At 59.3% G+C, this 12,832-nt stretch carries 13 protein-coding genes; 4 read left to right on the top strand and 9 right to left on the bottom strand.

Features of this window, described 5'->3' with window-relative positions; translation table 11 throughout:
- Nucleotides 1–23 precede the first annotated feature (23 nt).
- From GF1_RS01680 to iorA, 9 genes are all read right to left on the bottom strand, one after another.
- Nucleotides 24–749 (bottom strand): ABC transporter ATP-binding protein, encoded by a 726-nt coding sequence (locus tag GF1_RS01680; protein WP_267927894.1) that lies wholly within the window; start codon nt 747–749, stop codon nt 24–26.
- Entirely contained in the window at nt 749–1,516 is a 768-nt protein-coding gene (locus GF1_RS01675) for an ABC transporter ATP-binding protein (protein ID WP_267927893.1), read from the bottom strand. The genes GF1_RS01680 and GF1_RS01675 overlap by 1 nt, the downstream gene beginning before the upstream one ends.
- A 3-nt stretch (nt 1,517–1,519) precedes the next feature.
- The gene (locus tag GF1_RS01670; RefSeq protein WP_267927892.1) at nt 1,520–2,614 is read right to left on the bottom strand and encodes a branched-chain amino acid ABC transporter permease; all 1,095 of its coding nucleotides are present in this window, start codon (nt 2,612–2,614) and stop codon (nt 1,520–1,522) included.
- Nucleotides 2,614–3,504, bottom strand: coding sequence for a branched-chain amino acid ABC transporter permease (locus GF1_RS01665; RefSeq protein ID WP_267927891.1), 891 nt, complete (start codon nt 3,502–3,504; stop codon nt 2,614–2,616). The genes GF1_RS01670 and GF1_RS01665 overlap by 1 nt, the downstream gene beginning before the upstream one ends.
- Before the next feature lie 70 nt (nt 3,505–3,574).
- Nucleotides 3,575–4,726 (bottom strand): ABC transporter substrate-binding protein, encoded by a 1,152-nt coding sequence (locus GF1_RS01660; RefSeq protein ID WP_267927889.1) that lies wholly within the window; start codon nt 4,724–4,726, stop codon nt 3,575–3,577.
- A 56-nt stretch (nt 4,727–4,782) separates the two neighbouring features.
- Nucleotides 4,783–5,214 carry an ACT domain-containing protein gene (locus GF1_RS01655; protein ID WP_267927888.1) on the bottom strand — a complete coding sequence of 144 codons (432 nt, stop codon included), beginning with the start codon at nt 5,212–5,214 and terminating at the stop codon, nt 4,783–4,785.
- Between the two features lie 36 nt (nt 5,215–5,250).
- Entirely contained in the window at nt 5,251–6,549 is a 1,299-nt protein-coding gene (locus GF1_RS01650; RefSeq protein WP_267927887.1) for a phenylacetate--CoA ligase family protein, read from the bottom strand.
- A gap of 112 nt (nt 6,550–6,661) precedes the next feature.
- Nucleotides 6,662–7,243 (bottom strand): indolepyruvate oxidoreductase subunit beta, encoded by a 582-nt coding sequence (locus tag GF1_RS01645; protein ID WP_267927886.1) that lies wholly within the window; start codon nt 7,241–7,243, stop codon nt 6,662–6,664.
- Nucleotides 7,243–9,051 (bottom strand): indolepyruvate ferredoxin oxidoreductase subunit alpha, encoded by a 1,809-nt coding sequence (iorA, locus tag GF1_RS01640; RefSeq protein ID WP_267927885.1) that lies wholly within the window; start codon nt 9,049–9,051, stop codon nt 7,243–7,245. Before iorA ends, GF1_RS01645 begins: the two co-directional genes overlap by 1 nt.
- A gap of 477 nt (nt 9,052–9,528) precedes the next feature.
- Between iorA and GF1_RS01635 the strand changes: the two genes are divergently transcribed.
- The 4 genes from GF1_RS01635 to GF1_RS01620 all read left to right on the top strand — a co-directional run bounded on the left by GF1_RS01635 (nt 9,529) and on the right by GF1_RS01620 (nt 12,737).
- The gene (locus GF1_RS01635; RefSeq protein WP_267927884.1) at nt 9,529–10,467 is read left to right on the top strand and encodes a patatin-like phospholipase family protein; all 939 of its coding nucleotides are present in this window, start codon (nt 9,529–9,531) and stop codon (nt 10,465–10,467) included.
- Nucleotides 10,467–11,102 (top strand): LysE family translocator, encoded by a 636-nt coding sequence (locus GF1_RS01630; protein WP_267927883.1) that lies wholly within the window; start codon nt 10,467–10,469, stop codon nt 11,100–11,102. The genes GF1_RS01635 and GF1_RS01630 overlap by 1 nt, the downstream gene beginning before the upstream one ends.
- Nucleotides 11,103–11,213: 111 nt before the next feature.
- On the top strand, nt 11,214–11,864 hold the full coding sequence (locus tag GF1_RS01625; RefSeq protein WP_267927882.1) for a DUF2959 domain-containing protein: 651 nt from the start codon (nt 11,214–11,216) through the stop codon (nt 11,862–11,864).
- A 24-nt stretch (nt 11,865–11,888) separates the two neighbouring features.
- Nucleotides 11,889–12,737 (top strand): MBL fold metallo-hydrolase, encoded by an 849-nt coding sequence (locus GF1_RS01620; protein WP_267927881.1) that lies wholly within the window; start codon nt 11,889–11,891, stop codon nt 12,735–12,737.
- Nucleotides 12,738–12,832: the final 95 nt, after the last annotated feature.

Here is a 12,832-nt window from a genome sequence, read left to right as displayed (position 1 = left end):
GAAGGGTGCTTTCAGGGTAACCTTTACTCGATCTTTTCGCGGCCAAGATAGGCCCTCTGCACATCGCGGTTGGCCAGCAGGTCCTCGGCCGGGCCCTGGAGGATAATCTTGCCGGTTTCCAGGACATAGCCCCGGTCGGCAATGGAAAGCGCCGCCCTGGCATTCTGTTCCACGAGCAGCACGGTATTGCCCTCATCCCGCAACCGGACAATCACCCGGAAGATATCCCGGACCACCAGTGGTGCCAGGCCTGTGGACGGCTCGTCCATCATCACCAGCCGCGGCCGGGACATGAGGGCCCGGCCCATGGCCAGCATCTGTTGCTCGCCGCCGGATAGGGTTCCGGCCAGCTGATTACGCCGCTCCCGAAGAACAGGGAAGAGCTCGTACTGATACTCCAGCTCCCTGAGTACCGCCGCCTTACCCTCTTTTTTCTGCAGCACATAACCACCAAGAATCAAATTTTCCTCCACCGTCATGGTGGCAAATACCTGGCGTCCCTCCGGGACCAGCACACAGCCAGCGGCGACGATATCCTGGGAGCTCAGTTTCCAGCAGTCCCAGCTGCGAAACTCTATCTCGCCGGCCATGGGCCGCACGAGGCCGATGATGGTGGATAGCAGGGTAGTCTTGCCGGCCCCGTTGGCACCGATCATGGTGACGATCTCGCCGGCGTCCACATGAAGGGAGATATTTTTCAGGACCCGCAGTTTGCCGTATCCGGCATCGAGGTTTCTGATCTTGAGCATCAGGCACCGACCTCCTCATCCTCGCCCAGGTAGATCTTGATAACCTCGGGGTTCTGCTGAATCGCGGACGGGACATCCTCGGCGATCTTCTGTCCGAAACTGAGGACCACAATTTCATCGGAGATGTCCATGACCAGCGACATGTCGTGTTCCACCAGCAGTACCGTGATACCCATATCCCGAATCCGGGTGATGAGCCGGGCCACCTCAGCGGTCTCGTAGATATTGAGCCCGGCGGCCGGTTCGTCCAGGAGCAGCAGTTTGGGCTCCGTGGCCAGGGCCCGGGCCATTTCCACGGCCCGCTGCTGCCCAAAGGCCAGGCTGGTGGCCTCCATGTCGGCATACTCGGCGATATCGAGCATTTCCAGAAGCTCCATGGATTTTTCCCGGATCTCCCGTTCCTCCCTCCAGGTGGAGGGCAGATGGAACATGCCGGCAAAAAAACCGGCCCTGGAGCGCACATGGCGCCCCACCATCACCGATTCAAGAGCGGTCATACCGTGGAACAGGTTGATATTCTGAAAGGTCCGTGACATGCCGAGCGCCGCGATCCGGTGCGGCTTCATGCCCTGGATCTCGCGGCCCTGAAACAGGATTTGGCCCGAGGTGGGCGTCAGGTTGCCGGCGATCAGGTTGAAGAGGGTAGTCTTGCCGGCCCCGTTGGGACCGATAACCGCCTTGATAACCCCTTCCCTGACCTGGAAGCTGACATCATCCACGGCCCGCAGACCGCCAAACCGTTTACTGACCGACTGCAGTTCAAGCATACCCTAACGCCCCTCCAGATCCGTACTTTTTCTTTTTCCGCGGGCCAGCAGGGCCTTCAGGTTCAGACTCAGAATGCCATCGGGCGCAAAGAGCATGACCAGGATCAAAATGGCCCCGAAAACGGCATCGTCATAGGAACCAAAGATTCCGCGCAGGGAGAGAAAGGTCAGCACCACGCCCATGATCAGGGTGCCCCAGAGGTTGGCCATACCGCCCACCGCCACCAGGGCGACATAGCGCACGGACTTCATCACCGAGGCCTCGGAAGGACCGATACCGCCGTTGTAATGGGTGAGAAAGACCCCGGCCAGGGCCGCGTAGACGGCACTGAGCACAAAGACATTGAGCTTGAAACGGGCCGTGTCGATGCCCATGGCCTCGGCGGCCTCCTCGGAGCCGTGAATGGCCCGCAGGGCCCGGCCAACCCGGGAGTCGATCAGGTTGAGCAGCAGGACAAGGCCGATGATCAGCATGGCCCAGGCAATGTAGTAATTCTCCACCCGATGGTCGAAGCTGCCGGAAACCGTCAGGCCACCCAGGCCGCCGAGGGCAGGCAGGATCGTGAATCCCGGCACCTCGGAGATCCCGTCGGCCTCGCCGAAATACTCGCTGGCCAGGACGATGCGATAGATAATGGTGCCAAAGCCAAGCGTGGCCATGGCCAGGTAATGCCCTTTAAGCTTGAGCACCGGGATACCGAGCACAAAGGCGATGAGCGCCGCCACGCTGACCGCGGCTATACAGGCTGCCCACGGCGACACCACCAGCAGCTGTTCGCCATAGAGATCCTGGCCCGCCATCAGCACGCCGAGCCTGCCAAGCCACTGCACCATGCCTGAATCCTGCATGGCCAGGAGGTTGTGAGTGGTCAGGGCGGCGCCAATGTAGCCGCCGATGGCAAAAAAGCCGGCATGGCCGATGGAAATCTGCCCGGCATAGCCCATGAGTACCGACAACCCGATGATAACCAGCCCGTAATAGGCCGCCATGGTCAACTGGGTCAGATAATACTGGGTCCCTGTGGTCGTGGTCAGGATCTGGACCAGGACAACCAGGATAACAATGCCGGCAATGGGAAGAAACTTGGAACGACGCATCAGAACTCCTTCAACCTCGCGGCTTCACTGGAACCGAAGAGTCCATGGGGCCGGACAAAGAGAATGATCAGCAAAATGGTAATGGAGATCGCGTCCTGAAAGGCCAGCGGGACCACGGAAACCGAATAGGCCTCGATGATCCCGAGGAGAATGCCGGCAGCCACCGCGCCCATGGAATTTCCGAGTCCACCGAGGATGGCCACCGTAAACCCCTTGATGGCAAGCGCTGTCCCGGAATCGTATTGGGTATAGGTTATCGGTGACATGACACAGCCGGCCAGGGCACCGATCCCTGCGCTGAGCATGAAGGAGAAGGTGACCATATTGCGGGTGTTGATGCCACAGAGGATGGCGGCTGTCCGGTTGGCGCTGCAGGCCCGCATCTCGCGGCCAAGTGGCGTGGCCTTGAAAAAGAGACTGAGCCCGGCCACCACCACGCCGCAGACCCCGATCACCCAGAGAACCTGGGGCGAAATCCGGGCCGGGCCGATGGCTATGGTCGTGATCTCATTACCATAGAAATAGGGCAGCGAACGGATGGATTCACCCCATATGTGGAGGGCCACTTCCCGGATCAGGATGGACAGACCGATGGTGATAATGATCATCCGCAGCACCGATGGATTATCGAGCCAGCGGATAAAGACTATCTCGATCAGGGCTCCGACCAGCATGGTGATCACCACGGCCCCGGCAATGGCCACCGGCAGGGGCACCACCTGCAGGAGAGAAATGGAAATCATCCCGCCAAGCATCACGAACTCACCCTGGGCAAAGTTGATGATCCCGGTGGTGTTGTAGATGATATTGAATCCGATCCCGACAATGGCATACATGATGCCATAGGTGATGCCGGCAAAGAGATATTGGAAGAAAAGTTCTGTTGTCATGTGTGATATGGCAAAAAAAAGCGGACAGAAGAGAAAAAGAATACTCTTCTGTCCGCCAGGGGTCGCCTTGTTATTTACCCTCGTAGAGAACGAACTTGCCGTCCTTCACGGTCAACATGACAAAGGAGTCCATGCCCAGACCATTGTGATCCTCGGGAGAAAAGCTGAACACGCCCCCGGTCCCCGGGAAGTTCTTCAGATTTTCGATGGCATCGCGAACCCTGGCCCGGTCCTTGCCGCCCTTTTCGATGGCAGCGGCCAGGATGGTCATGGCATCGTAGGCATGGCCGCCAAAGGTGGAGGCCTCTTCCTTGTACTTGGACTCGTAGTCCTTCTTGTACTTCAGCAGCAGGGCTTTCTGCGGATCGGAATCCGGCAGGGACTCGGCCACCAGCAGCCGACCGGCCGGAAAGATGATGCCTTCGGCCGCCGCTCCGGCAGCCTTGACGTACTTGATGTTGCCAAAGCCATGGCTCTGGAACAGCGGCACATCCCAACCGGCCTGACGCATATTCTTGGCAATGATGGCCTGGGCCGGAACGATGGACCAGTTGACCACGGCCTGGATCTCCTTGTTGGACATCAGCTTGGCAACCAGGGCAGAGAGATCAGTGGCCTTCTTGTCATAGACCTCGGCCGCAACCACCTTGATGCCGAATTCCGGGGCGATCTTGAGAAGCTGGGCCTTGCCCGCCTTGCCAAAACCGGTGTTACCGGCAACCACGGCGATTTTGGAGATCCCCATCTTCTTCATCTCGCCGTAGATCTTCTTGACGGCAAACGAATCCTTCTGGGGTGTCTTGAACACATAGCTGGCCACCGGATTGACGATCACCTCGGCGGCGCCGCAGGAGATGAGCGGAGTCTTGCCCTGCTCGGCGATCATCTTGATCTTCATGGTCTCGCCGGATGTGGAGGGTCCGATGACCGCCAGGACCTTCTCCTCTTCGATGAGCTGCTTGGCAAAGGAGATGGCCTTTTCCGGGCTGGCACCTGAATCCTTGATGATCAGGTCGATCTTGTCGCCATTGATACCGCCCCTGGCATTGATCTCATCGACCACCATCTGCGCGGAACGTGCCTCTGGTGCCCCCAGAAAGGACGCCGGCCCGGTGACTGCAAAAATGGCCCCGACCTTGATTTCCCCGGCAAAGGCAGCCGGCGTGGCCAGCAGACAAAGTGCCATGGATCCCAATACGATTTTTTTCAAGACTCCTTTCATACATCCCCCCTCTATGAAGTTTGAATTGTGAAGGTCAAAACGTGGGCTTTGGACCTTTACAGAGCACAGACCTGTTCTCCTGTGAGAATAGTAAAACCGGCTGCCTGCAGAATTTCAATGGCTTTGTCCATGTCATCAAAACGGAAGATGAGCACAGCGTTCTCGCCGGATTTGTTGACAAAGGCATACATGTATTCCACATTCAGCCCTGCTTTTTCCACTGCTTTCAATACGCTGGCCAGGCCTCCGGCCTGGTCCGGCACCTCCACGGCAATGACGTTGGTCTTGCCCACGGTGAAGCCGTTTTCCTTCAGCGCCTGCTTGGCCTCTTCCACCTTGTCGACAATGAGCCGCAGAATACCGAAATCAGCGGTATCAGCCACGGACAGTGCCCTGATATTGATATTTTTCTCCGCCAGGATAGAGGTGATCTCGGCCAGACGACCCGACTTGTTTTCCAGAAATACCGCAATCTGTTCTACACGCATGACAAACCCTCCAGGGGGTATAAACGTCCCACCCGCTTAAATCTTCCTGTTATCGATGACCCGCTGCGCCTTGCCTTCCGAGCGCTGGATCGTCCGCGGCTCCACCAGTTTGACCGCACAGGTCACCCCGAGCAGGTCTTTTATTTCCACCTGGATCTTCTTGGCCAGGGACTCCAGAACCTTGACCTCGTCGGAAAAGACCTGCTCACTGACCTCGACCAGGACCGACATGGTGTCCAGGTTACCCTCGCGGTTGACCTCGATCTGATAATGGGGCTCCACGCCCTCGATGCCCATGAGCACATGCTCGACCTGGGACGGGAAGACATTGACGCCGCGGATAATGAGCATGTCATCGGTCCGGCCGGTGACCTTTTCCATCCGGATCAGGGTCCGGCCACAGGCACAGGGCTCGGCAATCAGCCGGGAGATGTCCTTGGTCCGGTAGCGGATGATCGGGAAGGCCTCCTTGGTCAAGGTGGTAAAGACCAGTTCCCCGGCCTCGCCATAGGGCAGCGGTTCAAAGGTATCCGGATCGACGATCTCCGGCAGAAAATGGTCTTCGAGGATATGCATGCCCCGATCGGTGTGCAGACACTCCATGGCCACGCCCGGGCCGATGACCTCGGACAGTCCGTAGATATCCACCGCCTTGATGCCGAGTTTGCGCTCCACCTCCTCGCGCATGTTCTCACTCCAAGGCTCGGCGCCATGGATGCCGACCCGGAGTTTGAGTTCCTCGGGCGAGACGCCCACATCGGCCATGGCATCGGCTAGGTTCAGGGCATAGGAGGGCGTGGCCAGGAGGACAGTGGATCCGAAATCCCGCATGATGGTGATCTGCCGCTTGGTATTGCCGCCGGAAACCGGGATAACCGTGGCCCCGAGCCGCTCGATACCGTAATGGGCACCCAGGCCGCCGGTGAACAATCCATATCCATAGGCGTTATGGACCATGTCACCCCGGGTCACCCCGGCCATGGACAGAGCCCGGGCCATGACGTCGGCCCACATGGAAATATCGCCGGCCGTGTAGCCGACCACGGTGGGCTTGCCTGTGGTGCCGGACGAGGCATGTACCCGGACAACCTCCTCCATGGGTACTGTAAACAGGCCAAACGGATAGTTGTCGCGCAGATCATCCTTGGTGGTGAACGGCAGCTTGCGCAGATCGGCCAGGCTCTGTATATCGCCGGGCTTGACCCCGGCCTCATCCATCTTGGCCCGGTAGGGCGCCACCTTGTCATAGACCCGGTGCACCAGCTTCTGCAGCCGCCGCAGCTGAATGGCTTCCAGCCCCTCACGTGGTAATGTTTCGATCTCTTCCCAGTTCATAACTTCCTCTTGTAACCTGTTACTCGGCTCCTGTCACCATCTGTGGTCACGGGTACCACCCCGTCACCGAAGCGGGACTGATCCGTCTCCGCTTTCCCGCCGCCCGGCCCGATCAGCCGACCAGTTCCCGTCCGGCCAGAAACGCCTTCTTGTTGACTTCGCGAAATGCTTCCTTGACCTTGCTATCGATCACCTCCAGGAACACCTGGGGTTCCACGGGGAGGAAATGGGACATGGCGCCGACCATGACCACATTGGCGGTCCGCAGTTCCCCGATGTCCCGAGCCACCTCAAAGGCATCCACCGGCACCACATTGATGCCGCGGGAGGTCAGCTCATCGAGAATGTTTTCCGGATAGCTGGCCTTGCCGATGGCCACGGCCGGAGGGAGAATTTTCTGGGTGTTGACCACCACGGCGCTGCCCCTGTGCAGATAGGGCAGATACCTGGCTGCCTCGAGGATCTCGAAAGAGACCAGGATATCGGCCTTGCCCGGTTCGATCAGCGGCGAGTACACCCGCTCACCGTACCGCAGGTGGGCTTCCACCGAACCACCGCGCTGGGCCATGCCGTGCACTTCGCTCTTTTTCACATCAAAGCCGGCCGCCAGCTGGGCATAGGCCGCAATCTCGCTGGCCAGCAGGATTCCCTGACCACCCACACCGCAAAAGAGTATATTACCGCCCTGTTTCATCAGTTTTCCTCCCGGCAGGTGATGGCCTCGAACTTACACAGTGACGCGCACTGACCGCAACCATTGCATTGCACCTCGTTGATCTCGGCATAGCCTTTCTGTTTTTCCCTGTAGCCCCTGGCCCTGGCCTCTTCCGGCGTGAGCGGATGCCAGCTGATGGCCGGACAGCCCAGGCCGACGCAGGCCTGACAGCCCGTACAGTTATCCAGGTTCGTATAGTAGACCGGTTTTTTTCGGGCCCGTTCCTCGGGCAGCAGCACGCATGGAGCGCGACTGATGATGACCGAGGGCTCGGTGGACTCGATCTCCTCTTTGAGCACCTTGCGGGTGGCGTTGATGTCATGGGGATTGACCACTACAACCCGACGCACGCCCACAGCCTCGCAGAGTTTCTCCAGGTCGATGGCATTGGCCGGCTCACCCTTGATATTCCTGCCCGAGGCCGGGTTCTGCTGGTGTCCGGTCATGGCGGTGATCCGGTTATCGAGGATGATCACCGAGGCATAGGATTCGTTGTAGATGGTATTAATCAGGCCGGTGATACCGGAATGCATGAAGGTGGAATCACCAAGGACCGCCACCAGCTTGCCCTCCCCGGCCTTGCCCAGGGCTTTGGCCATGCCGTGGGCGATGGTCACCGAGGCCCCCATGCACACACAGGAGTCCATGGCCGAGAGCGGCGGTAGAAAACCAAGCGTATAGCAGCCGATGTCACCGGAGACAAAGACATCCTTCATCTTTGACAGGCCGTAGAAGATACCCCGATGGGGACAGCCGGCGCACATGTTGGGCGGCCGCATGGGCAGCTCCAGGGGCGCGAACAGCTCGCCCACCGACTCCGGCTCAATGGATTTCCGGACAATAAACGAGTTGAGCTCGCCCTGGGCCGGAATCAGGTCCTTGCCCCGACAGGCAATACCCATGGCCTTGATATGATTTTCCAGGAAGGGATCCAGCTCTTCCACCACAATCAGCTCGTCCACCGAGGCGGCAAATTCGCGGATCATCTTTTCCGGCAGGGGCCAGACCATGCCCAGCTTGAGCACCGCTGCCCCCGGGAAGGCCTCTTTCACATAGTTATACGACGTACCCGCACAAATGAACCCACGGGAACGATCGCCGTCCTCCACCCTGTTTTCCGGCAGGGTCTCGGCCAGTTCCCTGGCCCTGGCCATCCGCTCCTCGACAACCCCGCGGCGCACCCGGGCATTACCCGGCAGCATGACAAACTTGGCCGGCATCCTTTCGATGGACGGTGTGGCAGGTGCCACACGTTCGCCCCTGGGCACCACTCCTTTGACGTGGGCGATCCGGGTGGTTATCCGGAAGAGTACCGGGCAGTCCAGTTCCTCGCTGAACTCATAGGCGCTCAGCATCATGGCCTTGGCCTCGGCCGGATCGGACGGTTCCAGCATGGGCAGTTTGGCGGCAAAGGCGTAATTGCGGTTATCCTGCTCATTCTGGGAAGAATGCATCTGCGGATCATCGGCATTGAGGATGACCAGCCCGCCCCGGCCACCGGTGTAGGAGGCGGTGAAGAGCGGGTCGGCAGCCACATTGAGCCCCACATGCTTCATGGTGGCCAAGGACCGGACCCCGGCGAACGAGGCGCCGATGGCCACTTCCAGACCCACCTTTTCATTGGGTGCCCACTCGCCGTATACACCTTCGTATTTCACCAGGTTCCCCATGACCTCGGTGGAAGGCGTTCCCGGATAGCCCGAAGCGACCTGCACGCCAGCCTCCCAGGCTCCAAGCGCAATGGCTTCGTTTCCGGAAAGCCACAGTTTATCTCTGTCAAATCCCACGATGCATCTCCTTTGTTATTCCAGGCACGCACAGGCTGGCAGTTCCTGCGCCAACAATCCTCTCTGATCCGCCCTGCCGCCGGGACCGGCTCGCTCCGACAGGAACTCCTTGCCGTGCAAGGGCGCCGAAACCGGACCAAAACAACGGCTTCACAGATTGAGGAAATGTAATAAACTTTCCTTGATAGGCAAGACATTTTTGTATTTCCGGGCAGGTTGACTGTCTGCTTTGGGCAACATGCTTTACCGGGAAACAAAACCCCATGCATCATACCCGCTGCTACACAAGAACAGCCTTCCCCTTTTCTCCGCAAAGGTATAATGAAGAACAAAAGCCGTAAAGCGGCAAGCCAAAAAAATCGTATGAGCCAGGACATCAACACCCCGCAAGCTTCCCTTTCATCCTGAACCTGTGACACATTCTCCCTGCTGTGTTACAATCCCGCCAGACCAGTTAACCCCTGACAGGAGACAAACATGCGGACAGCCCTGGTACTCGGTGGCGGCGCAGCTCGCGGCTGGGCCCATATCGGCGTCATAGCCGCTCTCAAAGAAGCGAATATCGCCATTCACCAGGTGGTCGGCACCAGTATCGGCGCCCTGGTAGGTGCCATCTATGCTGCCGGCAGCATAGAGGATTTGCGGTCCAGGGCCCTGGAGATGGACTGGAAACAGGTGATCGCCTACCTGGATATCGTCTTTCCCCGTTCCGGGCTTATCGACGGCTCCAAGATAAACGGTTTTGTCCGGCAGATGCTGAACAACAGGGACAGGATCGAGGATCTGCCCCTGCCTTTCACCGCCGTGGCCACGGACCTGAGCTCGGGTGGCGAGGTTATCCTGGATTCCGGGGATATTCTCCAGGCGGTACGGGCCTCCATCGCCATTCCCGGCATGTTCACCCCGGTGCCGTACAACGAGAGCTACCTGGTTGACGGCGGCCTGGTCAACCCGGTGCCGGTCAGCGCGGCCAGGCTGGCCGGCGCAGATTACGTGATCGCGGTGGACCTGCACCAGGACATCACCTCCCGGACGGTCAAGCCTCCTTCTGACCCCCAGAAGGAGCACCTCCTTGCCGCTTCGACCAGCCGGCTGGTCGAAGCGCTGAACCGACGGCTGGCCATGCTCGGCCTGAACCACAGTCTGCAGATCAGCGGCAACCACAACCAGAAAAAAACCCTGCCAAGCATCTACGAGGTCCTGGTGGCTTCCATCAATATCGTGGAAAAACACATCACCGAAGCCAGGCTGGTGGTGGATCCCCCCAATCTGCTGATCCAGCCCCGGCTCGGTCATATCCGGCTGCTCGATTTCGACCGGGCCGAGGAAGCGATCACCGTTGGCTTCGAGACCACCATGAAGGCCCTGAAAGGGCTGGACCCCAAGGATTACCCTGTAACAACAGAGAATTCCTGATGGAATATTTCGGCGAATTCATGACCGTTGCCCTGGTGCACCTGCTGGCGGTTGCCAGCCCGGGGCCGGACTTTGCCATGGTCCTGCGCCAGAGCCTGGTGGCCGGCCGCCGGGCAGCGCTCTGGACCAGTGTCGGGATCGGAACCGGGATCCTGGTCCATGTGGCCTATGCCCTGCTGGGCCTGGGACTGATCATATCCCGCTCAGTCCAGGTGTTTGGCGTCATCAAGTTGGCCGGAGGAGCCTACCTGCTCTACATCGGCTGGAAATCCCTCCGGGCCAGGCCCGATGCCCCGACCACGGGCCAGGTCGTCTCCGGCCGGACCAGGGAATATACCGCCTGGCAGGCCTTTCGGATCGGGTTCCTGACCAACGTCCTCAACCCCAAGGCCACCCTGTTCTTTCTCTCCCTGTTTTCGGTGATCATCAACCCGGATACACCTCCTGGCATCCAGCTTTTCTACGGCCTGTACATGGCACTGGCCACCGCCACCTGGTTCTGCGGCCTGAGCATGGTTCTGACCCACTCGCGGATACGGAGGGGGGTCGCCCGGTTTGGACACTGGGCGGAAAAAGTTATGGGCACGGTTCTGGTCGCCCTGGGCATCCGGCTGGCGCTGGCCAGTCGCTTCTGAGCATCCGCTTGCAGCCTGCTGGAAAATGCGATATTTTTTTCCCTGTTCCATTTGTAGCAATGGACCGGTAAAAAGTCCGGGCCAATACCGTCCACCGCCAAGGAGCTCTTTATGTCACACTCCCTGAAACCCATCCTGATCTGTACCCTTGTTCTCCTTTTCACCGGCTGCAGCAACGTCTACTACGGGGCCATGGAAAAGGTCGGCGTCCACAAGCGCGACATCCTGGTCGATCGGGTCCAGGCCGCCCGGGACAGCCAGGAAAAGACCAAGGAACAGTTTGCCTCGGCCCTGGAACATTTCAGCAGCGTGGTCAATTTTCAGGGCGGGGCCCTGGAGGAAAAATATTTTGAACTCAAAGATGAACTGGAACGGATAGAAAAACAGGCCAAAGAAGTACGCCACCGTATCGAAGCCGTGGAGAATGTGGCCGAAGCCCTGTTCGACGAATGGGAAGCCGAACTTGATCAATACTCAAGCGCCAGCCTGCGCCAGGCCAGTGAACAACAGCTTCGGCAGACCAGAAGGCAGTACGCCAAACTGATCCGGGCCATGAAAAAGGCCGAGGCCAAGATCGAGCCGGTCCTTCAGCCATTGAGGGATCAGGTCCTCTTCCTCAAGCACAACCTCAACGCCCGGGCCATAGCCTCGCTCCAGACCGAGCTGACCCGGATAGAGACGGATGTGTCCCGGCTGATCCTGGAAATGGAGAGGGCCATGGAGGAGGCGGACAGCTTTATCAAGGCCATGAAATCAGCATAAACCCCGACCCGACCGGCCACTGGTATGCCCCGAATCGGCGTCCTCATCGACAACAACACCCTGGACGACCACCTTGCCCGGGAGCATGGCCTGAGCCTGGTCATCCTCCTGGATTCGGGCGACCGGTGGCTCTGGGACACTGGCCAGAGCGGCATCTTTTTCGACAATGCCCGTGCCATGGGAATCGATCTGGCCCAACTCTCCGGCCTGGCCCTGAGTCATGGACATTACGACCACACTGGTGGGCTGGACAGGCTGTGGCGGGAAACGGATTTCACGGGTCCAATCTACGGACATCCAGCTGTCATGACCGGCCGCTATGCCTGCTCCTGCTGCAGTCCACCGCGCGCCATCGGCCTGAGGACAGTGAACAGACAACGGCTCGCCAGCCAGCTCATCCCGGTCTCAGATACCGCCCGCCTCGGCCCCGGCCTGACCATGGTCACCAATATCACCCGCCAGGCGGGCAACTTCGAACCGATCCAGGGATTCTACCTGGATCCCCTGGGACGCACGACCGATACCATCCCTGACGATACCGCCCTGGTACTGGAAACCGGGTATGGGCCGGTGCTTATCCTGGGGTGCTGTCACAGTGGACTCGAAAACACCTGCGACCACATCGCCGTCAACCTCGGGATCAACCGCTTCCACGCTCTCATCGGCGGCCTGCACCTGAAATCAGCCAAACCCAACCACATCGAGGAAACCCTGCAAACCATCACCCGTTTCGGCTTCTCGGAAGTCTACGCCGGCCACTGCACAGGAACCCATGCCATCTCCAGCCTGTCCGACGCCCTGCCCGGCAAAATCCACCCCATGGGCTCCGGGCTCCTGCTGACCTTCCCGCCATCGGGCCACTCCACGACCTGACAGCTCACAGCGGTTACAAGCCAGACCAGGCCGTCCTCCAGTCTCACGATAGAACCAGGGACAAGGGGGATTCCTCTCACCATTCATTGGTTTAA

This window comes from Desulfolithobacter dissulfuricans (assembly GCF_025998535.1).
GTDB lineage: Bacteria > Desulfobacterota > Desulfobulbia > Desulfobulbales > Desulfobulbaceae > Desulfolithobacter > Desulfolithobacter dissulfuricans.
This window is presented reverse-complemented; position numbering and strand designations above follow the sequence as displayed.